Source organism: Nostoc cf. commune SO-36 (assembly GCF_023734775.1).
Taxonomy (GTDB): domain Bacteria; phylum Cyanobacteriota; class Cyanobacteriia; order Cyanobacteriales; family Nostocaceae; genus Nostoc; species Nostoc commune_A.
In genome coordinates, this window is the sequence record NZ_AP025732.1 from 4,462,501 (window position 1) to 4,487,548 (window position 25,048).

Below are 25,048 nucleotides of genomic sequence, written 5' to 3' on the forward strand. Positions count from 1 at the left end.
TAGCCTACAAGATTGTAACCATGCCATTGAGCTGCTTTCTGAAAATGTTGCAAGCGTAGCATCTAGCTTCTGGTTTGAGAGATGGTTAACTAATTTGTCGCAGTTGATCAAAGCTAGTTCTCAATAATTAAAAGTGCTGAGTTCCCTTAGCGATAGCGGGGCTTTAGCCCATGCTTCGGCTTAGAGTTAAAAGACGCCACGCTACTTGCAAGAAAACTACAGTAGCTTCATAAGGAGCGGAGATGTAATAAATACATAAATAATGAGAAACTCTTGTATTGTAATTCACTCAGGACTCAGCACGATACTGATTGAATACTGCAACTGAGTCTTTGCGATCAAAAGAAAACACTGAATACGGGTCTTTTCGATTCCCCATCTCCATCCCAGGAGTGCCTACGGGCATTTGGGGAACTGATAAACCAGCAACATTTGGCTTTTCTTGAAGCAGACGTTTAATATCGTCTCCTGGGACATGTCCTTCGATGACATATCCATTAACAATTGCTGTGTGGCAAGATGACAAGTTAGCCGGCACGTTATACCTTTGTTTGACTGTTTCGATGTCAGGCGTAAAAATGTCAGTGATTTTAAAACCTTGTCCCTTTAAATGATCAATCCACCCACCACAACAGTTACAGTCGGGACTGTGATATACGGTGGCATTTAAGGCTATTGAATTTAATGGTGTTTGTTGATCCTGGATGCGCTTAGTAGCACTTACCAGTTGAGCATTGCCTACAACAGAAGTAGGAAAAACAGCTTGAGCATGACTCATAGAAGCAGTACTTCCCAAGATGCCCAACACCCCTGCTGTTAGACAAATCATTATTACTACTCGCACAGCAGCAGGTACTAAGATGGGAAGCAACCATTTTTGCCAGCAATAAATAAATTGTTTGTGCGACATTTGAGACTTCCTAAAGTACGACATTGCAGAAATTTGAAACGAATTCTCTCGAAAAAGACTCTGCATACTTACTTTCTGGGAAGCTAAAGCGCCTATGCGCTTACTTTGCGTCCCTCTGCGTTTCAAATAAGTGGTTAAGCAAAATTAAATATATATTGCGATTGCTTCGTTCCTTGCAATGACAAGGGTTTGAAGTTTTCAAAATGTATAAATATTTTTGCACTACTACTTACACTACGATTCTACGCAAAATACTATGTCTTATAAATCAAAAGCGATTCTTTATTAGTCATAATAATTGTAAGGGACTTGCAAATAAAAATACCTTAAAAAGGCTACAACATAGATGTGTAGCCTTTTTTAAGGAAAACAAATGGAGCGATCGCTTTTTTTGAAACGATCGCCGCATAATAATTTATATTTTGATTCAGCAACGCCTGTCGTTCGCTTCTATTCTGGTTTTTTGTGCCAATGCCCATCATCACCTTTTTCGTAATCGCGCTTTACCGCACTGCAAGCGACTCGAAAGGCACGTTCTTCTCCATCATATTGTTCTTAGGCGCTGTTAAATGCAGCCCGAAAAATTTCTTGAGATGCTTAGGTAAGTTTTCTTTGACTGAATCTGGTAAGTCTGCAATCTGTTTGTAGGGCATAAGTTTCATTTCCCCTGTCTCACGTTTGCACTTGGCTTTGGAGCGGAAAGCCATGCTGAAGTCTGCCTTCATTAGCATCAAACTGCTTGGAGGTTTTGAAGAGTTCAAAACGCCCATTGGCAGCGTATTGGGCACAGCGATCGCGTCCGTGGGTGCAAACCTTCGTCATCCTTCGTCATCAAAAAAACCTTGTCTCGTCGTCCTTGTAGCGCCTCTCCCATCCACTCTTCACTACGATGCTTGTTATACTCCCAAGCGTTATCCATGAAGGTGATGCCATTGTCAATAGCTTCGTGGGTCATGCGAATCGCCTCTTCCTTGCTCTTTGCTTGCCCTAAAGTTGAACCTCCAAGTGCGTAGGCGTAGCACGTCGTAGACATCGCCGACACTTTCACCCCAGTTTTTCCCAGTGGGTGGAGAGGAATTTCACCAGTGTTTGCGCTGTTCGTTGGAGTTGCAGATGATACTGGAACCTGTGCTGCTTCTACTTTGGGATTAGCATTGAGGATGTGATCAGCAAATATTGCCCCTGCACCTGCACCGATAAAGCCTATTCCTTTTAAAAAATGTCGCCGCTTTACCTCTAAAGGTAGATGCTTTTGAGCAGCTTCATCATTATTGTTTTGTTCTACCATTAATTTTTCGTAATTAAAAATACTTAATTTTTGTCAACACCAATTACATCTTTGAAAATAATTCGTAATTGAATCCTTAACTACGAATTACGAATTACGAATTACGAATTACAAGCTTGATTATGCCAAAAAACTAATTGTTTGTGGCTTGAAGCTCGATTCACTATCCCAATAATTAAGCTGGTTAATGTTCACTTTCAGCAAAGCAATATCGAGTTCATCTAGTCCTTTTGGAAACCAGGTTTGGAGTTCGGGCTTCCATAGCTCTCGCATCTTGTTGCGGTCTTTCACCAGTCCTGCTGAACCTGAAATAGAAACGTATCGCTGCTGTTCGGGTGACGAGAAAGTAATATTTACCTGGTCATAGTGTTCAATCTCAGTCACCTTATGGGAACCAGCATAAGTAAAGAACCAGAGTGCGGCTTCAGAGTTAATCTCACCACTTTTTGACATGGGGTAACTATGCAAACTGCCATCATCATCGACTGTGGTAAACATACCATAATCAATATTTTTAATTAGTTCATGCAGTTTTTTAATCTGTTGATCGCGGTCTGTAGAAGTTGCCATAGTTTGTAGTTATTTGTCTGTTTACTTTTCCTCGACTGTAATTTTTGAGTACAATCAAGTTTTATATTGGTAAAGTTATTTTTTAGTATTAACCTTTTTTGTTTAAATTGCGTGAGTCTACAGATGGAATTATCCTAAAATTAAGTTTTTTAGTTATATCTAAGTAGGTAGGCATGATTAAATACAAGATGTCATTGCGAGTGAAGCGAAGCAATCACAAAGTCTCAGGGATTGCTTCGCTTCACTCGCAACGACGGAACATATTATACGCCTTATAGCGGTATGCAGTTGAGTGAGATACAAAAACTTTGCTGAAATAATTTGACAGTAAGGACTTTGGTGTTCTCATCCAATCGATAACCGCTATATGTGAATTAAAAATTATCAAGCAATATCAAAGGTTTCAGCCTTAGCTTCAATTGTAACCTCTAGCCTTATGAACAAGACTACGTTGTTTCAGCCTTCAACTCACATAAGCCGTATTATATTTATTTACGCCCATTTACTTATAAAGATATTGGTTGATAGTGACTGTTATGTACGTATACAACTTTTAGGCATAAAAATAGGGCTTTTCAGTACTGGCGGCAGCAACCAAGGAGCAGCATTACTAGCCTCTGGCTGGAAACTAGATTTGAAAAGGCTTTTACCTTAAGTTGACACCAATGACAGCTCTACGCCTCTACAGACGATTCATTTATTATTGTCCCTAGACTTTTCGGGAAGTATGAACATGCATCATACATCCAATCTAATAATTTTGTTATGCTATCTCCCCAAGATTTAGTGGTTTCAAATATCTGGCGAAATTGTTCTTTAAGTGCGTGCATTTTAGCGAGAGTCGGCGACACGTCTAACACGGAGTTTAATTTTTATTTTTGCTTGTCATTTAAAGAAGATTCATTTTTAATTAAACTATATTTGCTTTTACCTAATGCCTCTAGTATGCAAGATTTTTCGGATTTATCTTTTCACGACATTACTGCTTTCTTCTCAGTTTTACGCATCCTATCTAATTCATAATTTACTTGTTTCATCACATGAAAACTGTCAGCAGTTATTTTAGCATTTGGCGTTAAATCTTCTACTAAACTTTTATAAGGCGACCAGAGATCAATACTCACTTCAACAAGCATAATTAAGTACTTCAAATTCCCAGCCAGCAATTACTTCACGAATACAAGATATCCGTGAAGTAATTGCACTATTTAAATTGGCTTATGAGTATCTAAATCCACTAATACTGCTAAGTAGTTTCCTGGCCTTTTAACTAAAACTGTTTCATCTATGCCTAACTTTTTACCTGACTTAAGTTAATATTTAATATTTGTGACACTTGCTTTTTGAACATTGATTCTACTTCTTCATCACTCAATCGATTCCTTTCGACAACACTATGAATATTACTATTTAATACCTGTTGTACTATGTCTGTTGCTAATTTTTTTATATATCCTTTACTTTTATCTACAAAATCTAGTTTCTCACTAAAGACTTTTTTACATTTATGACATTTGAACTGGCGACGATTTATTTTTAAGAGTACTGGCTTTTTACTCCAAGGTAAATCATGAATCATCGCGCTTCCGGCTATTATGCAATACAGTTTTCCTCTAGCCCCCTCATATCATAGCTTTCAGCTTTGAGGATGTACCTCATAGCCGCCGGAAGTGCTGTATGCGGCAAGCTGTGCTACATAAACTTCAAACTCATACAGATATCAGAGATATCTTACTTTCCAGAGGCAATGCAGAAATTGTTGAAAACTGACCTATTGATTTTTACTGGGGTTGCGGAGCCGATGGGAGTGGTAAAAATATGCTAGGAAAAATTTTAATGGAGGTGCGAGAGATCCTGCATCATACATACGACGCAGATGTTGAGAATAGAACTGTTAAATAATATTGTTGCTATGAATTGCTTATGCGAGTGTGGTAAATCAGCTTGATGAAAGATGCATCCTGGTTTTGGGAACACTAGATTTACCACCAGACTTAACAGGAAGGGGTTCATGCCTAAAGGCGAATGGAATAATAGATCAAAAAATACAGTTCCCCTGCAATTACCCATAAAACACCTAAAACCAGTGAAGCGTAATACAATTACCCATGAATTTGACTCTGGTTCACAAGCAGAAATACTACCTCCACAGGAAAGTGATGATCGTTTATCTGAAGCATCCAACCTACTACGCCTGGGAATTCAACAACAACAAGCTGGTGAATTAATAACGGCGATGAAGTCTTTACAACAATCATTGGGGCTGTTTCAGGCAGTTGGGGATTTAGAAAAACAGGCACAGGTACTTTCTTTATTAGGATTGTTGACTTACAGCGCTGGAGACTACAAAGGTGCTATTTCTTACTCTCAACAGTGTTTGTCTTTGCTCAATAACACTTCAGATTTAGCATTGCAGATGCAAGCACTTTCCCATTTAGGCAATGCATACCGTCACCTGAATGACCATAATAAGGCTATTGAGTTTTTGGAAAAGTGTTTGAAAATAACGCAGCAACTGCAAGACAAACGCAGTCAAGTGGCAGCACTGAATAATTTGGGATTGGTGTATAAAGCTTTGGGCAACTTTACACAGGCTATTGAGTATCAGCAGCAAAGCCTAGAGATTGTACGGGAACTCAAAGATAACTGGGGCGAAGAACAGGTACTCAAGAATTTGGGTAATGCTTGGTATGCTTTGAACAATTATCCAAAAGCGATCGCCTATTATGAACAGTGCGTAGTACTATCACGCTCCTTAAAAAATGTTCGCAGTGCTTCTCAGGTGCTAAAGAATCTGGGTAATGCTTGTTATGCTTTAGGTGATTATACCAAAGCCATTAAGTATTATGAAGACCGATTGCAATTAGCCAAAGAAATTCAAGACAAGCGTAGCGAGGAACAGTCTTTAAGTAGTTTAGGAGTTGCTTGTGAAGCTTTGGGTGACTACAACAAAGCAATTACATATTATGAAGAACGTTTGTTGTTAGCGAGGAATATCAAAGATCGCCGCAGTGAAGAACAAGCTCTTGCTAGTCTGAAAGTCGCTTGCTACGCCTTGGGTGATTATGCCAAAGCCATGCAATATCAGCAGGGAACGTCTCAAAATACTTAAAAAGCAAAAGAGGAAAACAATTCAAAATTACTCGCCTAGGTCAATTTATCCTATTGTCTTTTGTTGCTGGAGATATGCGAGAACTTCTAATGTATCTACTTGGGGAAATTGGGCGTAAAAATTACTTACACTCCAAAAGAGTTCTGGTGTTTCTAAGATAATTGTGCGATCGCCCCATTGTTTTAACCAGGGTAGCAATTTTTGTGGCGCTACTGGAGTACATAGCCAAACTGCTGCTGGAGAAAGCGTTTTAAGAGCAGTTGCCGCTACCGCTATTGTCATACCTGTAGCAATGCCATCATCAACTAAGATGAGTGTGGCATCCTGTGCATTCACCTGCGGACAAGCAGGAATTAATTGAGCCTCAAGAGACTTAGCAAGGTTTATCGCTTTATTTAAAGCTACTTCCCTTCCCCGCGCATCATGTTTAGAGCGAAATAGCTTTTGATCAGTCCAAAGAACATTTCCAAAAGTAGTGACTGCACCAATTGCTAACTCTGGGTTTTCTGGATGGCTTATCTTTTTTGCCACAACAATTGTCAAGGGACAATCCAAAAGACGCGCTATTGGTGCTGCTACTGGTACACCCCCTCTTGGCAAAGCATAAACAATTGGTACAGGCTTTACCCCAGAATCAATAGTTTGCTGAGTCAAAACATCATGAATCACTCGCGCCAATAACTCACCCGCATAGGTGCGATCGGCGAAAAATGGGGTATGTGACATGGTTTCCCCCAGCATTTTAGGACGGCACTGCTTTTATCATGACTGAATTTTGTCTTAAATTAACTGATACAATAAGATTTGTATAAATAACTAAGTATTCAGTAAAAATCTATTTGTTCTGATAAATATCCAGCCAGAGGGGTATTTAACTCAGATATGATAGTTAGCGCTGATGCCAAAATCCTGATTTTCATGAGCAGCGAAACCCAACTCAGCCTCTTCGACGACTCAAGTTTTAACCAACGAGAACTAATTCCTACAGACGCAAAAATTGCGATCGCTCCGGGAACTTATTCCAACATAACGGAATTGACACAGGATTGCGATCGCTGCCACCGTTGTCCATTGGGAGACACTCGCACTCATGCTGTTGTCGGACGCGGTAATCTCAAAGCACCAATCATGGTTATAGGGGAAGCGCCCGGTCAAAATGAAGACGAAACTGGCTTACCATTTGTAGGCAGATCAGGCCAGTTGTTGGAGAAAATTCTGGCATCTGTAAATCTGACTACTGAGCAAGATGTATACATTGCCAATATCAATAAATGTCGTCCACCAGATAATAGAGTTCCTACCCCTGTAGAAGTGGCAGCTTGTTTACCCTATTTATTAGAACAAATTCGCTTGGTTGACCCCAAAATTATTTTGTTAACAGGTGCAACTGCTGTCAAAGGCATTACTGGCGATAAGCGGGGAATTACAAAAATTCGCGGACAGTGGCTGGAGTGGGAAGGACGTTTATGTATGCCAATTTTTCATCCTTCCTACTTGCTGCGTAATCCTTCTAAAGAAAGAGGTGCGCCTAAATGGTTGATGTGGCAGGATATCCAGGCTGTACGAGCTAAGTTAGATGAAATTCAAAATAACAGCTAATTTACTAGACTTGCCCAAAAAATGCAAACTACAACTGCATTTTTTTCAAGTCTATGTCTGATTATGCCGGAGTTTTGACTGCTAGGGAGGTCTGAAAGTGCGATCGCTGGGAATAATACATGAAATATTAATTAGCTAACCACCAATCGCACAAATGACCCAAGATCAAAAACCCAAGCCAAAGTCTCTCACCGGCTCCAATTCCCCCTCTTCGCTTGCGGGGAGGGGGTTAGGGGGTGGGGTTCCGGGATACCCTTGGCAAACCCCACACGAACTTTGGAAAAAACTTAAGCCATTGGCGCGACAGATGCGTTGTGAACCAACTCCAGCAGAAAAGTTACTTTGGCATAAGTTGAGAGACAAGCAACTTTTGGGTTTTAAGTTCCGCCGTCAGCAGACAATTGACCGTTTTATCGTCGATTTTTACTGTAATGAAGCGCGTTTAGTGGTGGAAGTAGATGGCGAAATTCATGATTACACCCAACAGGAAGATGCGATACGTCAAGAATTTTTGGAGAGTTTGGGGTTGAAGGTTGTGCGATTTAGAAATGAGGATGTTCTGGAGAGGATGGAGGGGATGTTACAGGATATTGCTAGTCACTTGCAGAGATAGAACCCCACCCCCAACCCCCTCCCCGCAAGCGAGGAGGGGGCTAATTATGTGATTTTTGGTGGTGTGTGCGATCGTAATAATTTGACAATTATTTTACAGGATAGTGATTTTGAGCGCGTGGATTATGTTAATCGCTTAAGCAATATGGGAATACTATATATAAGTTTTAAGGATAAAAATATGACTTCACCAATGGAAGAGTTTGGGCTAAATTTTGAGCAAACAAAAATTTTGTATAGTTTTCAGTATTTTTTAGTACAACAAGATATTGACAGAGAGACAGAATTTGTAAAAAAGCAGCTTAAACTTAGATATTTAAACAAGTGGAGTAAATCAGTTGAAAATTTTTTAGGAACTCTAGCTAGTAATGATTTACAAAAAAATAATAGTTTTTTATATACTGATTATTCTTTATTCGAGGAAGCATTCAAAATAATGAAGTGGTCACTCGATAAAAGACGACCTTTATATACAATTGTATTAGAATTGTCACTGTTTAATCTCTATGCTCCTTTTGGTACTGAGGAGGATGAACAATTCAAAAAATTAAAACTTAGCGAAACATTTCGTCCAATAATTATAGAAACACTTGTGTTTTTTGCAAATGAGCTTGGAGTAGAAAAAGAACACGTCACAAGATTTAAATCTAATTATCAAAAATGGAACAATGAAATTACAGGCTCAAACCCTTTGAATTTTTTGTTAGGAGGCTTGATAGCGGGAGTCGCTGTAGCAGCGGTAGCTGCTGCTATTGCAATACCTATTCTTGTTCCTTTGCTGGCTCCTATACTTGCACCGGGGCTTTCAGGCGCAGCGGCAATTTCAGCTGTGCTAGCAGCCTTGGGCGGAGGTGCTATTGCAGCAGGTGGTTTTGGTATGGCAGGTGGAATGGCTGTGATTGTTGGTGGCGGTGCAATTCTTGGCACTGGCGCTGGTACTGGTATTAGTTCATTATTTGCTCAGTCACCGAATTTAGCAGTCCGCGAAGCAGCAAAATTTCTAGTGACTTTTAACGATATTATATTAGTTCAAGAAGATGTTATAAAGCAGGAAATTGCTTTGAACGCTAGAAACATAATTAAAGGACAGAGAAATGCGATTAATGAACCAGAAGAACAAATTTTAGAAATGCAAATGGCGACAAATAATAATCAAGAGCAAATAAGTAATTTACAAAAAGTGGTTAAATATTTGAGAAAAGCCTTAGAAATAAGCCAAAGTTTATTAAAAAGTTTTTTGTGTAAAAATGGTTTACAGTGAAATAGTAAATCGATGATATATATCAATATAAAAACTAGCACGATTGTACAGCCTTAAAATCAAGTTACTTTTTTGGCTTTACAGGTATACAGCACTTCCCGGTGTTATGAGGTACAATAGCAACAATTAGTAAACCAGTTTTTTAAATGTTGAGGATTCATTAAGTCGAGTGCAACTGAGATTACTGTATCAACCATTTCTGTTGTAGTTGGAGCAAAACTGCGTAAAAAAGATTTGAGTTGTGACCACCATAACTCGATTGGATTAAAATCAGGAGAGTATGAGGATAAACAAATAACTTTCGCACCTACAGCTTCAATCATTGGTACAATTGATGCTAGTTTATGGGCAGGTAAGTTATCCATGACGACTACTGCTCCTGTCCATAAATTAGGCGCTAAAAACTTCTCAATGAATACATCAAATGCTTGGCTATCCATTGAGTTATTCATCGTCATTAACGCCACTACTTTTTTAATACTAATTGCTCCAATTACTGTGACTTTTGCACCTCTATAAAATGGTTTTTGGTCGTAAGCTCTTGTTCCTTGTTGCGAACGCGCATGAGTTCTTGCCAGACCTAATAAAACTCCTGTCTCATCTAGGAATACTAAGTTATCTGGATCTATATCTCTGACCTGTTCCCAATATTCTACTCTTAGTTTTTGAACTCTTTCTGTTGCTGCTTGACTACTCCGCAATGTTTTTTTTTACGATTTAATCCTAATTTTTGTAAGGCACGACACATTGCACTTCGACCTACCCAATTACCAGTTTTGTCTGCAAATAATTCACACAACTCTATCAATGTTGCATCTGGATGTGCTTCAACTAATTCTCTTAACTCTATGTCAGCATTTGTCAGATGACTAAATTGTGGTTTTCCTCGCGGCTTTGGTTGTAAATTTCCTTCAAGTTTTTGTTGTTTTACAAGCTTTTGCACTAAACTCTTTGAGACAGAAAATATGTTAGCTACTTTCCTGATTGAGATATTTTTTTGAATATGTGCTGCAACTATTTTTTCTCGAAGCTCGATAGAGTATGACTTCATTTAAAAGTATTTATATTTTAACCTAGTGTACCTTATAACAGGCGGAAGCGCTGTAAATGCTGAGTTTATATTTTGCTCATTAGCAACACACTACCGCAAACCCTTCTCCTGCAACAGCGCATCTACCCAAACTGCATTCTCTTCTGATAATCGTGACGCTGGCTCTTGACTGTAATCTATTACCAAATCATAACTTGCACGGTCATAAATCCCAGCTAATAAACTCTGCAAATCCACCAACGGTTCACTATCACCCGTTTGCAAAGGCAAGAGAAATGAAGGAATTATATCTTGCAAATCAAAGGCATATAAATCAGATTGGGGACGATTTTCTGCTCGACTAACCAAAATACGATAATCATTTTGCGTACCATCCCCAAAAACTAACATTGGTTCCCCGACACGCAATAAATCAATTTCTACCAAATGTGTTGAACTTCCTAACACTCGCTGTCGCTTAGTTTCGTATGCGTTGCGTCCTTCTCCTAGACGTTTATTTTTTGGTGAGAGAATTTCAATCACTGTCACTACTTCTTTTGTTCCTACCTTTCGCACTTCTAAATATCTCTCCTTTACTATCTCAGGTATAGGAACTGTAACCGTTTTAGGTTGAATGGCAGGTGTAGCTATAGCTATATTCGGTATTTTAGGATTTATTGCTGTCTGCGACTTTTGTACTACTACATCAGGAATACCAACTAAGAGTTTATCATCGCCAGTAGTTTGATAAATTCGTTCTTCAATAGCGACAAAATATTTAGGACGTAGTTGAGGAGAGAGGTAATCTGCGATCGCTACTATTAGTCTCCCATGTACTCCTGGCCATAGTTCAGGATCTTCTAAATAGGGGTTCATTCCTGGAAATGGATAAGCCATAGCAAATATCTCAAAACCAAAATTTTAAAAGTAACTCTTATAGCCTCCTCTTCCCTTGCAAGAAGAGTTGGGGGTGGGGTTCTAAGAACAACTCGTAACTGCAATACCACATTGATTTGCCTTTGTCAACAAACCCTTAACACCTTGAGATTCTACCTGCGCCCAATCTTCCTGACAGCTGTATTCACAGCAATTCTTTTCACTTTTCGGCTTTCTTGACTGGTATGCTAATTTTACAAAATTTAATCCTATAATTGCAGGTGGATACAACACAACGATATGGAAGTTATTCTTGACAAGATGCGCTTACTTTGGTGCTTCTACCGTGATTGTTACTTGTGCTTGACAAAGCGCAGAAAGTTTAGAGTTTCTTCTATAGGACTTAAATAAAACACCCCATGAATTGAGGGTTAGCAAACACACATTAGTTGATAACCCGCAACTTGGATTACTTATCAGTCTTACCAGCTTTTTTCAAACCTTGCCATCTTTCTCGCAATCGCTTCAAGTTAGGAGTATGACCACCATAACGCCAACTAACATAGGCTTGGCTAATCTCATCTATTACCTCAGCAGTTGCTGGGGCATGATGCTGGTATGAACCTTTAGCATACTCTAAAGGTGTTTGTGCTGGATGTTTTCCTAAACCTTTTTGGGTTGTCCATTGCAGCATTTGTTGATAAAGGCTCTCCATTGCTGGCAATTTCTTTAACCATCGGCGGTTGCGCCACTCTCGCCATTGTCTCCAACCTAGCCAACTTAAGAAAGCCGTTGTAGTCCCTACAATTAAGCCAGTTAATACACCAAACCAACCTTGAGAGAATAAAGCTAAAAACCAAGCGATCGCTCTCATCACCCAACTTAATATTGTCCCAAATACATTATTCAACAAACCTGTCACCGGAGACGGCAACCATCCAGCAACCCAATGCCACAACTGGCGTAACACACTAAAAGTCTGAGTATCTTCAATAGATGGGGGAATCAGAGGATGATTGGGAATGGGCGTCAAAAGCAAACCAACCATATCTAGGAAAATATACTTCCGTCATCACATAAGCGTCAGTATTACGGACAACATACAGCCCCGTAAATGGATTAAATTCTCCTGGACTAAACCCTGCAACTAACCGCGCTGGGATGCCAATAGAACGCAGCATCACCGTCAGAACTGTGGAAAAGTGGTCTGGATAGCCTCCTTTTTGTTTGAACAAGAAAGTTTCTACCAAGTCTTCTTTTTCACTTAAATAAGGCAGTTCTAAGGGATTTTGGGGAACAGAGTAACGTTGCTTTAAATATTGGGCTAAGTAGAGAGCCTTTTCATAAGGTGAATCCAGTCTTTTCGCAGACTTTGAGACTTTTTCTTGATTGTAGTTGGCGAGAATTTCTTCGGTACGTTGCCGGACTTTTTCGGCAATTTCGGGAGGAATTTGTAAATAATGCTTTTTAATCTGTTGCGGATATTTAGTAGAAGCTTCACCTAACAGAGTGCGATCGCGGTATGGTACTTCGGAAACTACTGTGTAGGTAAGTCCTTCTGATAGTTCTACAGGCGATCGCAATCCGTCTTCCTTATCAACAGCGATCATTGGTGTGGGAAAGTAAACTTCCTTGGGATTAGCCATCGCTGGAATTAGGTTAGGCAAATCCGACACTACTGTATAAGTTTGCACTACCTCTTGGGTTTTACCAGCGATCGCCGATGGGGGAATAAAAATTTGGTAAGACCAAGGCGATCGCTTGATAGTTGTCACATCTTCGTTACGAGAAATTTCCCATCCCTTACCTGTATAACGGTCAAATCCTAATACTCGCCAAAAACCCTCAGCTTGCGATCGCACCCGCATCACTACCTTGGGTTTCATCTCACCCCGCAGGTTTTGGTTAATTTGGCTATTAAAACCGTAATAAAAGTTATTATCTATTTTCCCTGGTTGACCAGTTTGATTTTGTCCCGTACCACCGCTACCACTGCCTTGATTATTACCTTTACCTTGGCGGATATAACCGGGATTAATGATACTACGCCCTGTGAAATTACTTTTTACTTGAATAGCAGAACTTACAGGAAAATTCCGTAATTGATAACCGGGGAATCTCGGCAAAATAGCAAAAATTGCCAGTCCCAGACCGACAATTAGCAAAAAATTTAGAATTAAAAATTTAAAATTAAGACTGGAGGAATTCTTCTGATTGAATTTTTCCTTTTGAGTCTTTAATGGCTGTAAACCTAAGCGTGATCGATAATCTAATATTAAAGTTGGCAGAGCGATCGCTAAAAATAACAGCAATACAGGTGCAAATGCTAAAGTCTGACTTAGCGTTGCTGCTACGCCTAATAAAATTAGTCCGATGACAATCGAATAGCCCAAATTTTTACGGCGCGGTGTGTCAAAACTATGTAACACCTGTAGTTGAATCAACAACTCCGCCAAACCCAGCCGCGTATCATTCAACTCCCCTGCTAATCGCCCAAAGAAAGCACCCAGTGCTACTAGCATTCCAATGGCGATACAGAATTGAACTGCAACATTGCGATCGCGGCGACGATAGTAACTCCAAATTGCACCCACTACACTCAGTGGTAACGCCCAAAAACTAAACGAAGTTTCAGCAGCGATATCCGTCGCCCCAATTCCCAAAATAACCAACGCTAGCACCAGCACCCGCAAAGAAATTGAATCTTCCACTTCTATTAAAGGCGACCCCTGCGGATTTCGCCGCCAGAAATTACCTACAGGGAGACGCCAAAACCGATTCATCCTGGATAAGTTAAACATTTGAGTTTAGTAGAAGCAATGATGTAGATGCAAAAAACACAATGCAGGGGACGTAATTACTTACCCTACTACTGTGTCAAAAAAATTATCAGGCGTAGATTATGGAGAGAAACGAGAAATGGGTGACGCGGTGAATCGAGAAATAATCAAATACTTTCTCAATATCTCCATGTCCCCATATCCCGGCGTCTCTGTGTCTTTGTAATAACTGCTTCTCGTAGACACCCCAATGACCGCTTGTTGAAAAATAGGATAAACTTCAAAACCAGGAAAATCCTCTTAATATATATCGGCGTTGATTGACATAGTGTGCTAGCGGTGGCAATTTAAACTAAATCGTGGGATTAATGACAAACAACAATGGCTGTTCGTCTATTTCGGGAAACTCAACTTCCAGGGTATAAGTTGGGTTAAGTTGTTCGCAGCCTAACTCTACATTTAAATATCCCGAAGTCGAAGAAGTTGTCATTGCTAAGGTGCCACTTCCCCGCAGCGTCAAACTTCCTTTAACGGGTAACTCAGCCTGAACAAGTAACTTCGTAAGTTTACCTAAAGACTGGTACTCTACTCTGATGTTCAAAGCACCAACACTGGTTAACCATTCTCTTTCCACCACTGGACTGGTTGCTGAAAGTGGTAGAGTCAGGTTTTCCAGCAGTTGTTTAGCTGCTAGCAACGACAAAGCCATCTGTTGACGCGGTTGTAAATCTGAGTAATCGCTCTGAATAGCAGGCATTGTCTCCAGAGTACTTACAGATCGATAGGTGCTTCTTAGCACCAATCCAGCGATATCGTTTAATGCTTGAGACTCGTTGGGAAAAAAGTTCTCCACCACTTGAACTAATTTTGCCCCCAACGGCACAGAAGATGTCACCAATGCCTGACACTGTTCTAGCAATTGCTGGAAAACTCTTTCCGGCAACCGAGTCGGTAAGGTCAACTTTGACTGTTGTACCATCCATCCCCAGCTAGGAACGAGTGTCATTGACGGCTCATCAACAAAATCAGGATATTCGGTTAATTGTGTTTCCCAAGGAAATAATGGTGGGTGGTCTTGGGCTTGAATTTGTAACCGATTTTTAAGGACAGTTTGGAAACGATCTAGCACAGTAGGAATTTCTCCTAATTGAAAGGTCTGGGGCGTTCCTCCCAATTTTGGCTCACTGCTTTTTGAAGCAGTAGCTTCATTGTGGAGGTTTTTTACCCCGTCATTTTCCTCACATTCTACAGATTGGTCAGTATTTTTGACATCATCTGTCAATAACCAACCGAGATACTGAGATTGTAAGGATTCTGAGTCACTATTCATGAGTAGATGCACCTGATCCGGAAACTAATGAGTTACGAATTTCCCAAGCTTGCTCAAGAATCTTAAACCATCGTTTTTGCAGTTGTGCCATTGACAGCCCTAAAGTTTTTGCTATTTTTTCATCAGCTTGTCCTTGTTGCTTCAACTCTAATAAAGACCGTTGCTTATTGTCCAGTTGTGCTGTGTATACTTGCCATTGCTGGGGAGTTAAGCCCAAATTGGTGTGCAGAGAAGCTTCCAGCCATTCGTGAACTAATTCCCAACGGTGCAACAGGGCAAACCGAATCAAATGATACTTAAAGCGCTGTTGCAAATAATCTCTCTGACGAGGGGTTAAACCTAAAACCGACTCAATTTCCTGTGCTGATAAATCCTGGAGGCGGAGGGAAAAATAATCAGCGCAGTCAGATTGTTGCCGCTGTTCGAGATAATTCATTAATTCCGTAACCACAACAGAGCGCAAGGTGTCTTCTTCGGGTTCGGGTTCGGCTTGCGTTGCCATTGTGGAGCGCAATTGGTGAACTGCTGGCTCTTCCCAAGAACCATCACCTTCATTATTGCTACCCTCTGAAGCTTGTTCTATATCTACGCTGGTTTCTGGGGGCTGCTGTTGGGAAAAAGTTTGTGCCCGCAGAATAATTAGCTGCTGCTGACGGCCTGGTAAGGGAATGCGTCGCTTGCCGTAGCGCTCGGTAAATGCCATGTACTCGGACAATTCCAAGAGCGTTTGCGGGCGATAAGTGGCACCAAGTTGATTTTCTCGCCGGAAAGCGTTCAACGCTTCTAAATAAAAACTCTGGAGAAAATCTTCAATTATTGTCAGCCGCCCTTGATAGCTCAATTGCTTCTGAGGTGGATTAATGTATCGATAAACAATTGCACTCAGAGTACTGTGTAATTCGACCCTGCCCCGATTTGAACCCAACTGATAGTACCTGAGACACTGTTGCAGCCGATGCCGAGCTAGGGTCATCGCCGAGCTTTCTACAGTTCCAGAAGCTTGGATACGTTTGCTTTCATGACAAATCCGGTAGACTTCGGTGGTGATACGTCTTGCTACATCGTGGCAATTTTGTTCCGAAGCTTTGGTTGACTGCTGAAACTCCTTGGACAAGAGTTGAAAGATCACCTCCACGCCTGTAGAATTTTCTCCCAGAATAGTTGCAGATGGAATAGTTGCGGTTGCGGCTGAATTCATAGTCTCAGTTTTCAAAAGACCCTAAGTATTTAAATACAACCTGTAGGACTGTGGGTATTGGCTTGTTCGGTTTTACGTATAAGCTAAACGCAGACCAATCCTACTATTGAGGATATGGCTGATTTTATTATTCCCAATTTTGATGGGATTGTTCACACTTGATAGATGTTATTGCCATTACCCAAGAGTCGTATACAAGTAATTATGGATTTAGAAGCACAAATTCAATTGCTGATTGACAATGCACCCCGCGATGGTATGACACCACATCTTGTTGCAGCAATTGCTCCTGCCCTTAGAGCGATCGCTCAAAAATTACGCTACTCCCAGTACTATATTCTCCAAAATTCGGAGTCAAGGTGGGTTTTAACTACATTGAGCAATCGTGCTAATCCAGGATTGGAAAAGCGTGTGATTTACGCTTTCCCTACCATACAGGATGTCTCTCTAATTTCCCCTGCTGGGCTTGACCCTCAAATGCTAGCTAAAATTACTCCTGTCACCCATATTTTGTTCCAAATGGTGGCATTAGAACCCGTAGATAGTATCGTTTTTTTGGAAACGCCGGGTAAGACCACTCATACCGTCGAAGTTCGGCGAACTGAACTAGAGAAACTCATACAGCAACAGTTACGACAGCAGCGATCGCCTAAACAGATACCCCCTGATATTGCATAGAAAAAATTTGGATGTGGGGTTTTTTAGATACAATCCCACATCCAAATTTTTAAATCTTAAATTCTTTGAAAAAAGTTTTCTAAATTAGTAAAAAAAGAAATTTTTTCTTTCACTTACACCATGCTACTAACTCAACTCTTGGTGAAACTTAAAATTTTAAAAAAAACAGTTCTCAGTGAACATTTTTCAGTTTTAAATTTTTAGTTTCCTAGTGAACCAGATTTTACACTTAAGAAGTTCCAAATAAAAAACTCCACTTTCTACCTAGTAAAAAGGTGGGTTGAATTAAATGTAAAACTGCTCTAATGTGTGTTTAGGCGTTAGCGCAATACGATATTTCAGGTTTCCGGTGCATTACGGAAGCTGTAATACACCCTATACCTAAATTCCCACTTTCTACTTGATAGCTGATTTAATAGAGGCGACTCAGTGTGTACTCAGCTATGTTAATCAATGCCTGGTGAGATTCTGAGGGTGGGAGAACTGCAAGATGTTCAATTGCCAACTTAGCATGGTGAGCAGCCAAATCTCTTGCCTGCTGTATACCTTGACTATCTTGAATCAGTGCTAGTGCTTGCTCTAAATCCCCTTCTTGGGCAAACTCTCGCTCAATCAGCACTTCCAAAGATGGTTTTTGGGCTAAAGCAAATAAAACGGGTGCAGTCAGATTACCACTTTTGAGATCCGACCCCACTGGTTTACCCAAGGTATCTGTTGTACTAGTGAAATCTAGAATGTCATCAACAATTTGAAATGCGATACCAAAATGACGACCGTAGCTATACAGATGCTCAACAGTTTCTCGTGATACTTCACTTAGCAATCCAGCGGCTTTAGAACTGTTGGCGATTAAAGAAGCTGTTTTGTAATAACTCTTCTGGAGGTAAGTTTCAATAGAGATACTAGCATCAAAACGATTCAGTCCCTGCTGAATCTCCCCAGTAGCCAAATCCATAATGACTTCTGAGAGTAGTTTCACCACCTCTAAATTATCCAAGTTTGCTAAATACCAGGATGATTGGGCAAAGAGAAAATCTCCTGCTAAGATGGCAATGCGGTTCCCGAACAAACTATGAACGGTAGGGACGCCTCGCCGCACGTCTGATTCATCTACCACATCGTCATGTACCAAACTTGCTGTGTGAATCATTTCTGTAATCTCAGCTAGGCGGCGATGACGCGGTGTAATATCTTGTTCTAACATTGTTGCCCGCGATATTAGCAGGACAATTGCTGGTCTGATACGCTTTCCCCCAGCTCCGAATAAATGTTCGGCTGCTGCAAACAGAATGGGGTGGCGATTTCCAACTAGCTGTTTTAGGTTATCTGCTAGTAGTCGCAGGTCTGCTTCCACAGGGGTAAACAGGGAGGTGGCTGGGGTCATGGATGGGCGGACTCTGACTTAGGTTACGAAAGTTTACATATCCTATACTCATTTTAAGATAACCCTGTGCCAGCGCAAAGTTTTCATCAGGTAATCCCACATTTATGAGTCTATGGGTGATAATTAGGGTTGCCAATGAATTTGTCAATAAGTAATTGTACTTAAGTTTTGATAATTCAGGTTTTAAAATAACTCAAAACCTGAATTATCAGGATGAAAAAACAAATATCAGCCTGAATTATGTTAAGTAGTTTCCTCTCTGACGTTTACGCTACAGTAAAAACATAATTTAAGCAATATTACTTATTGACAAATAAAGATGTGATTTAAATTTGTCGCCCATAGGTAAGACTAAATTTCTCCTGCACTGAAGTCTAGTTCTTCAAAAAATTTCAAATTTAGCAGCCGATTGGGCTTCAAATTCAAGGTCATTGTGTTACGCTAAAATATAGGAATTTTAAATTTTTCAGATATTCACACCCCAAAAGTAAATCAGCTACTAGTTGATTTTACCTAGTTGGTTTTGTGAGTCTAAAATAAATATTCGTCGGTTAGATTAAGGTAATAGTTCCTTTAATTTTTCCTACGATAGGCAAAACTCCTGGTTTGGAGCTGTGTGATATCCCTATGGGAAGCCGCTACACGTCTTAAGCGCACGTTGAGCGCAAACATTGCTCTTTTCACAGCAGTTTGAGCAAAAATAAAGCAGATCAAGTAGACCGCTGAGAATCGTAGTTTTCGATTGCTAAACGGCAACGTAACTGCTGTGCGAGCTATGGTCTGCAAAAAGTTGTATTAGATAATAAATTTTTTGTCCTTAGAGGATTTTATCTCTATAGGCAATTTTAGCATTATGAAACTACAGCCATCAAGAATGCACTTGTGTGGCTAAGGTTCTACTAATTTTATGTAATTTTATATTCGTTTTAAAAGGGTGCTAGTAGAACAATGATTTACGGAAGTATGCCTATGATGATTTTTATTTTAGCCTCTGGATATTTGTTCACGGTCTACCTGTTATTAGCACTGGCAAAGCGAACGGGTACAAAGACTGTTCCTACAAGTTTCCCTTCATCTGCTGAGGGAAAACATAAGCAGGAGATATCAGTAAATAGTCAATAGTCATTTGTCCTTCGTCCTTGGTCATTTGTTTTGATTCAAGGACTAAGGACTTATTATTTTTATTGGAGTTGGGAAATAGCGATATCAGTGAAGGAAACCTCTTCAACCATTGGGGTATAACCTAACCACTGCACTCCTGACTGGGAAAACTGTTTCGGACAACCACTGACAGCGAAGCGCGTTGGTAATGGTAGATGAGTATTTCTTAAACCTAGTAAGTCTAGCTCTTGGGCACAAGCTGCCACAACATGAACAGCTGGGTCAACCAACTGAACTTGAGAAGGAAGGAGCGATCGCAATACTGGTGTAAGGTGGGGATAATGAGTACAGCCGTGAACTAGGGTGTCAATTTCTTGCTCTAATAAAGGCTCTAGGTAGGATCTTGCTACTTCAGCAGTGTAAGGATCGTGAATGCGATTTTGCTCAATAAGTGGCACAAACTCTGGACATCCAACTTGCCACACTTGGACATCGGGAGCAATTTCGAGAATAGCGTGCTTATAAGCATTACTCTTAGCTGTAGCTGGAGTAGCAATTACACCAATGCGTTTTCCTTGCTGCACCGCAGCTTTTGCACCCGGTAGGATTACTCCCAAAATAGGTATGCTAAATTCTTGACGCACGGTTTCTAGGGCTAAAGCAGAACTGGTGTTGCAAGCCATAATCACCATTTTTACCTGCTGCTGTTGTAGCCAGGTAATAATTTCACGCGTAAATCGTAAAATTTCTGCTTGCGAACGAATTCCGTAAGGAAGTCGGGCTGTATCCCCAAAATAAACAATTGATTCATTGGGGAGTTGGCGATATAGTTGTCGCAATACCGTCAGTCCACCCACACCACTATCAAAGATGCCAATTGGGGCACGTTGGGGTTCTTGATTAGAAAAATCGTCAAGATTTCCTTCAAAAATGGAAGATGAATGCACAGGCAGATATAAATTTAGGTTTTGGGATTTAAAATACAGAATTTAGCAGACAATCTTCAAATTGACCACTAAATTCTACGCGTAAAAGAAGTTTAAATACCACCTCTTTAATTAGTAATTTGTACTATATTACCTCTGCTGCAAGTATTTTAGGATGCCACGAGCGATCGCTTCTGCCATCCGATTTTGATATTCTGGTGTTCCCAATCTGGGATTATCCTCATAACCACTCATATAGCCTGTTTCTACCAAAATCGAAGGCATGGAGTTTTTTCTGAGAACGTAGAATCTGGCTTTGCGGGTTCCCCGGTCTTTGATAGTACCGATTTCCTGAAGGATGCTTTTACGAACTACTTCAGCCAGAGCATAACCGCTATCGTAATAATATACTTCTAAACCATTAACATCAGGGCGATTCTCAACAGAATTAGCGTGAATGCTGACAAACAAAGTCGCATTAACTCGTTTGGCAATGTCTACCCGTCCTTGAAGCTCGACGAAAAAGTCGGCATCCCGCGTTAGCACTGTTTGTACACCATTTTGCTCTAAAATTGCTCCTACCCTTTTACCAATGGGCAGAATTACATCCTTTTCTAAAAGTCCGCCCAGACCAGGAGCGCCTGAGTCTTTTCCACCATGTCCTGGGTCAATAACTACTAGCAATTTCCCTTTAGGAGCCGAGGGACGTGGCCGTGGCTGGGAAATTGGACGGGGATTATCTGTGGGATTTGGTAATTGAGCTTGGTCTGGCGATGACAGAGAAGGTAAAGTAATGGGCGGTGTGATGCTACTAACGCGTTGTAATTGTAAAGCTAAAAGCTGGTCGCTAACTTGGTTGAGTTCGCCAATTTGCACTCCGGCTGCTGGCTGAACTAAGACGTTAACAGTATTAGATTCTTGTGGTTGCAGGCGGACTCGCAATATAGTGCTATTAGGATTAAAAGTAGGGCCTGTTACCTTGGGAGCCAACTTAGCATTGTTAATAGAAATGCGGAACAGACCAGAAGTTCTATCCCAGCCTCCGATAGCAGATAAAGCTTGGTCGGCTCGAATCAGCAGTTGTGTACCATTATTAGCCAGTTCCACAGACTGAATGGTTGCAGTTGAGGTGTTAGCAGATGGTATAGGGCGCGGACTGTTATTTCCAGGCAACTGCACAACGCCACGACTAGGTAGAATCACAAAACCACCAACACTGCTAGTAGTTGCTCGCCAATTTGGACTATTTTCATCCACCTGCAAAGTCAGGCGAACAAGAGATGGGCTGGTTTGCAGTTGGGTGAACTGGATACGGCTGACACCATAGCGATTAATCGGCAAATCTCGCTGCTCTAGACTTGGTGATAAAGTTGCGCCAGCAATGTCGATGTTAATTGCTTTTTGATTGTTGCTACGATTTACCTGAATCTGAGGATTACCACCATTTGTACGGACAAAAAAACCATCACCTGTGACTTGTAAGCTCTCAATTTGAGTAGCCCTGGCGATAACCGTTCCGTTGTTCAGTGGTTTCACAGAACCTGCCGTTATTACATTGTAAATATTCCTGGGGGGGAATGTTGGCGTAGATATTCTCGGAGAAGTTTGTGTGGCTATAGCTTCTCCTGGCTGCCCCTCAGTATTTTTTGAGGGTACATTCTCAGGTTCTGGCATAGGTAATTGTACTGTCCAGCGATCGCCTGTTGTACTGAGAAACTGTACTCGTTTGGGGTCTAAAGTATAACCAGGAGTAATTTCAACTACGATGCGTGTTGTTTCTACATCAAACTGCCCAATACGGATTGAACGAATTGCACCACCCACCTGTTGGTTTAGCTGAGGACGCCCAAATGTGGTTCCTGGCAAATCAATTACCAAACGAGTAGGGTTAAAAATTAATTGTGCTTGGGGTTGAACATTCCCGAGAGTATTAATTTCTAGCCTGTTTTGATTAGCATCAAAACGCCAAGATTCTAGTTTCGCGGCCATTGCGGGCGACGATAGCATGAAGATGGTTCCAATAGTACTGGATAGTAACCAGCGTAATTTCACAGTCTTTTCTCCTAATTCACATTTATGGGAGCCGTCAACATCTCAACATATTGGCAAATCCTCACACCGTCACCACGCACACTTGAGTTTTGCGCTGTTATTAAGACACAGCTAATGGCGTAAAATATAGCACGCTCCTCTGATTTTGCCATGTTATTAGCCTAGATAAATTTGACTACCAACTTTAGATTTTAGATTGCCGATAGCGAAGCTTTAGCGAGTTACCGAGCGTTTTTTAGAGTGGCAATTTTCGGTTATGCCAGACTAAACATCGCGTTACCCTAAATCCAAAATCTGTTGACTTGCAAAGCATCAGATGACAATAACAAAGAAGCTACTCCTATTCCGCCGCAAGAATACTTAAATTGTTTTACTACTAAAATGGTAAAGATTAGATGTATTTACTCAATAATTTAGACCAAATTACTTATCTTCTCTTTAGATACTGAAGGATGCCACGAGCGATCGCATCTGCCATTTGATTTTGATAAGCTGAGGTTCTGAGTTTAGCGTTATCATCTCGACCAGTCAAATAACCTGTTTCTACGAGAATAGAAGGCATAGAACTTTTTCTGAGGACAAAAAATCTGGCTCGCCGCACTCCCCTATCTCTGACATTTACATTTTGAAGAATACTGTTATGGACAGTGCGAGCTAGACCTAAACCACTGCCGTAATAATACGTTTCTAAGCCACTGACATCCGAACGACCCGGCCCGACTGCATTAGCATGAATGCTAACAAATATATCAGCATTCGCTCGCTCTGCTAACTGCACCCGTCCTGGAAGGGTAACGAAATAGTCAGAATCTCGCGTCATAACTACCTGTACGCCATTTTGCTGCAAAACTTGAGCTATTCTTTTGCCAATAGACAAAATAATATCCTTTTCGCGTAATCCTCCAAGACCTACTGCTCCAGGGTCTTTACCGCCATGTCCAGGGTCAATGAGGACTACCACTCGTCCATTGGTAATCGGGCGTTGTGGTTGTATTGAGGGCTGAGGATTGGGATTATTTGGGTCTGGGAATGGCCCTCGGTTTGGCGGTGGTAGCCCAGGTAAAGCAAAGCGGGGTCTTCCAGGGAGGGCAACAATTCGCCGAGAGCCTTGTATTGGTAGAGCCAAAAGCTGGTCGCTGATTTGCGTGGGTTGCCCAAGTTGCACTCCACCTGCTGGTTGAATCAAGACAACGACAGTATTGGGTTGTTGGGGTTGCAGACGTACTCGCAGAATGGGGCTATTGGCAGCAAAAGTAGGCCCTGTAACTCTAGGTGCTAACTTGGCATTAGTAATTGTGACGCGGAAGATACCAGAGGTTCTATCCCAGGTTCCCGTAGCGGATAAAGGTTGGTTGCCTCTAATTAGCAGTTGTGTGCCATTATCAGCCAGTTGCACAGACTCAATTGTTGCTGGCGAGTTGTCGGCAGACGGTCTACTAGGAAAGGACGGTGGTTGTGATTGATTGTCCGATAGGTTGTTTAAATTATTACTCCCAGGCAAGGTGACAACACGACTAGGTAAAATTACTAAGCCACCACTGTTACTATTAGTTACTCGCCAGTCTGGGCTATTTTTATCAACCCGTAAAGTCAAGCGAACGCCAGGAGGTTGGGTTTGCAACGAGGTGAATTCGACGCGACTAATACCATATTTGTTGATGGGTATATTTCTCTGCTGTGCTAAACGTGGTGATAAAGATGCGCCAGAGATATCTACAAAAATGGTAGCGCGATCGCGGCTGCGAATTACCTGAATTGGCGGATTACCACCACTGGTACGAATGAACAACCCATCGCCTGTTACTTGTAAGTTCTCAATTTGAGTCGCCCCTCGTGTAGTAGTGGCAACCCTTGAAATATTGGGTTGAGGTTCAGAGTTTGGGGTAACTACACTGTAAACACTTCTGGGAGGGGATGCTGCTTTGTCAATTTCGGGTCTAGGTAATTGCACAGTCCAGCGATCGCCAGTTGTACCAACAAATTGTACTCGTTTAGGGTCTAAAGTATAACCAGGGGTCAGTTCAACAACTATCCGTGTTGTTTCTACATCAAACTGCCCAACACGGATCGAGCGAATTCCACCACCGATTTGTTGTGTTAGCTGTGGACGACCAAATGTAGTTCCTGGCAAATCAATTACTAGCCGAGTCGGATTGAAAATTAGTTGTGCCTGGGGCTGAACTGCTCCCACAGTATTAATTTCCAGCTTGTTTTGATTGGCATCAAAGCGCCAAGATTCAAGTTTCGCAGCCATTGCCGGCGACGATAGCATGAAGATAGTTCCAATTGTGCTGGGTAGTAACCAGTGTAATTTCACAGTCCTTTCTCCTAATTCACGTTC

The 25,048-nt window shown here is 41.1% G+C and carries 20 protein-coding genes and 4 pseudogenes (1 of these 24 cut by a window edge); 7 read left to right on the plus strand and 17 right to left on the minus strand.

The annotated features are described in order from the left end of the window. Positions 1–127 carry the 3' portion of a tetratricopeptide repeat protein gene (locus ANSO36C_RS20095; RefSeq protein WP_251955940.1) on the plus strand. The gene continues 839 nt to the left of window position 1, outside the view, so only the last 127 of its 966 coding nucleotides appear in the window; its start codon lies off the left edge, out of view; the stop codon is at positions 125–127. Between the two features lie 162 nt (positions 128–289). On the opposite strand, the gene ANSO36C_RS20100 is transcribed toward ANSO36C_RS20095, so the two are convergent. From ANSO36C_RS20100 to ANSO36C_RS20125, 6 genes and pseudogenes are all read right to left on the minus strand, one after another. Beyond that, positions 290–910, minus strand: a complete 621-nt coding sequence (locus tag ANSO36C_RS20100) for a DUF411 domain-containing protein (RefSeq protein WP_251955941.1) — start codon at positions 908–910, stop codon at positions 290–292. A 450-nt stretch (positions 911–1,360) separates the two neighbouring features. Then, positions 1,361–1,420: pseudogene (locus ANSO36C_RS34325) on the minus strand (ChaB family protein); the annotation flags it as partial. After that, positions 1,414–1,698, minus strand: a complete 285-nt coding sequence (locus ANSO36C_RS20110) for a hypothetical protein (protein WP_251955943.1) — start codon at positions 1,696–1,698, stop codon at positions 1,414–1,416. The pseudogene ANSO36C_RS34325 and the gene ANSO36C_RS20110, both read right to left, overlap by 7 nt. Next, positions 1,668–2,198, minus strand: coding sequence for an aldo/keto reductase (locus tag ANSO36C_RS20115; RefSeq protein WP_251955944.1), 531 nt, complete (start codon positions 2,196–2,198; stop codon positions 1,668–1,670). The genes ANSO36C_RS20110 and ANSO36C_RS20115 overlap by 31 nt, the downstream gene beginning before the upstream one ends. A gap of 120 nt (positions 2,199–2,318) precedes the next feature. After that, a complete protein-coding gene (locus ANSO36C_RS20120) occupies positions 2,319–2,768 on the minus strand; it encodes a pyridoxamine 5'-phosphate oxidase family protein (protein ID WP_251955945.1) in 450 nt (149 codons plus the stop codon). 698 nt (positions 2,769–3,466) lie between these two features. Continuing rightward, positions 3,467–4,347 (minus strand): annotated as a pseudogene (locus tag ANSO36C_RS20125) (ISL3 family transposase); the annotation flags it as partial. A 98-nt stretch (positions 4,348–4,445) separates the two neighbouring features. Here ANSO36C_RS20125 and ANSO36C_RS20130 point away from each other — a divergent pair. Further along, positions 4,446–4,670 (plus strand): annotated as a pseudogene (locus ANSO36C_RS20130) (NADAR family protein); the annotation flags it as partial. A 109-nt stretch (positions 4,671–4,779) separates the two neighbouring features. Continuing rightward, entirely contained in the window at positions 4,780–5,880 is a 1,101-nt protein-coding gene (locus ANSO36C_RS20135; RefSeq protein ID WP_251955946.1) for a tetratricopeptide repeat protein, read from the plus strand. Positions 5,881–5,925: 45 nt separating this feature from the next. On the opposite strand, the gene ANSO36C_RS20140 is transcribed toward ANSO36C_RS20135, so the two are convergent. Beyond that, positions 5,926–6,606, minus strand: coding sequence for a phosphoribosyltransferase (locus tag ANSO36C_RS20140; protein WP_251955947.1), 681 nt, complete (start codon positions 6,604–6,606; stop codon positions 5,926–5,928). Between the two features lie 192 nt (positions 6,607–6,798). On the opposite strand from ANSO36C_RS20140, the gene ANSO36C_RS20145 reads away from it, so the two are divergent. The 3 genes from ANSO36C_RS20145 to ANSO36C_RS20155 all read left to right on the plus strand — a co-directional run bounded on the left by ANSO36C_RS20145 (position 6,799) and on the right by ANSO36C_RS20155 (position 9,352). After that, the gene (locus tag ANSO36C_RS20145; RefSeq protein WP_251960389.1) at positions 6,799–7,479 is read left to right on the plus strand and encodes a uracil-DNA glycosylase; all 681 of its coding nucleotides are present in this window, start codon (positions 6,799–6,801) and stop codon (positions 7,477–7,479) included. 154 nt (positions 7,480–7,633) lie between these two features. Then, the gene (locus ANSO36C_RS20150) at positions 7,634–8,092 is read left to right on the plus strand and encodes an endonuclease domain-containing protein (RefSeq protein WP_251955948.1); all 459 of its coding nucleotides are present in this window, start codon (positions 7,634–7,636) and stop codon (positions 8,090–8,092) included. Positions 8,093–8,140: 48 nt separating this feature from the next. Beyond that, positions 8,141–9,352 carry a hypothetical protein gene (locus ANSO36C_RS20155; protein WP_251955949.1) on the plus strand — a complete coding sequence of 404 codons (1,212 nt, stop codon included), beginning with the start codon at positions 8,141–8,143 and terminating at the stop codon, positions 9,350–9,352. Between the two features lie 104 nt (positions 9,353–9,456). Here the strand turns inward: ANSO36C_RS20155 and ANSO36C_RS20160 are convergent, their stop codons facing one another. From ANSO36C_RS20160 to hetZ, 6 genes and pseudogenes are all read right to left on the minus strand, one after another. Beyond that, positions 9,457–10,053 carry an IS630 family transposase gene (locus ANSO36C_RS20160; protein WP_251955950.1) on the minus strand — a complete coding sequence of 199 codons (597 nt, stop codon included), beginning with the start codon at positions 10,051–10,053 and terminating at the stop codon, positions 9,457–9,459. Continuing rightward, the gene (locus tag ANSO36C_RS20165) at positions 10,011–10,403 is read right to left on the minus strand and encodes a helix-turn-helix domain-containing protein (protein ID WP_251955951.1); all 393 of its coding nucleotides are present in this window, start codon (positions 10,401–10,403) and stop codon (positions 10,011–10,013) included. The genes ANSO36C_RS20160 and ANSO36C_RS20165 overlap by 43 nt, the downstream gene beginning before the upstream one ends. Before the next feature lie 90 nt (positions 10,404–10,493). Further along, positions 10,494–11,279, minus strand: coding sequence for a DUF4058 family protein (locus tag ANSO36C_RS20170; protein ID WP_251955952.1), 786 nt, complete (start codon positions 11,277–11,279; stop codon positions 10,494–10,496). A 448-nt stretch (positions 11,280–11,727) separates the two neighbouring features. Further along, positions 11,728–14,041: pseudogene (locus ANSO36C_RS20180) on the minus strand (transglutaminase TgpA family protein). A 349-nt stretch (positions 14,042–14,390) separates the two neighbouring features. Further along, positions 14,391–15,368: a PatU gene (locus tag ANSO36C_RS20185; RefSeq protein WP_251955953.1), complete on the minus strand. Its 978-nt coding sequence runs from the start codon at positions 15,366–15,368 to the stop codon at positions 14,391–14,393. After that, a complete protein-coding gene (hetZ, locus tag ANSO36C_RS20190) occupies positions 15,361–16,566 on the minus strand; it encodes a heterocyst differentiation protein HetZ (RefSeq protein ID WP_251955954.1) in 1,206 nt (401 codons plus the stop codon). The genes ANSO36C_RS20185 and hetZ overlap by 8 nt, the downstream gene beginning before the upstream one ends. Positions 16,567–16,770: 204 nt before the next feature. Between hetZ and ANSO36C_RS20195 the strand changes: the two genes are divergently transcribed. After that, complete coding sequence (locus tag ANSO36C_RS20195; protein WP_251960390.1) at positions 16,771–17,244, plus strand: hypothetical protein; 474 nt, start codon at positions 16,771–16,773, stop codon at positions 17,242–17,244. Positions 17,245–17,656: 412 nt separating this feature from the next. Here the strand turns inward: ANSO36C_RS20195 and sds are convergent, their stop codons facing one another. The 4 genes from sds to ANSO36C_RS20215 form a co-directional block, all read right to left on the minus strand. Further along, on the minus strand, positions 17,657–18,628 hold the full coding sequence (sds, locus tag ANSO36C_RS20200) for a solanesyl diphosphate synthase (protein WP_251955955.1): 972 nt from the start codon (positions 18,626–18,628) through the stop codon (positions 17,657–17,659). 1,181 nt (positions 18,629–19,809) lie between these two features. Then, positions 19,810–20,676, minus strand: a complete 867-nt coding sequence (gene murI, locus ANSO36C_RS20205; RefSeq protein WP_251955956.1) for a glutamate racemase — start codon at positions 20,674–20,676, stop codon at positions 19,810–19,812. 129 nt (positions 20,677–20,805) lie between these two features. Then, positions 20,806–22,707, minus strand: coding sequence for an N-acetylmuramoyl-L-alanine amidase (locus ANSO36C_RS20210; protein WP_251955957.1), 1,902 nt, complete (start codon positions 22,705–22,707; stop codon positions 20,806–20,808). 427 nt (positions 22,708–23,134) lie between these two features. After that, positions 23,135–25,024 (minus strand): N-acetylmuramoyl-L-alanine amidase, encoded by a 1,890-nt coding sequence (locus tag ANSO36C_RS20215; protein ID WP_251955958.1) that lies wholly within the window; start codon positions 25,022–25,024, stop codon positions 23,135–23,137. Between the last annotated feature and the right edge of the window lie 24 nt (positions 25,025–25,048).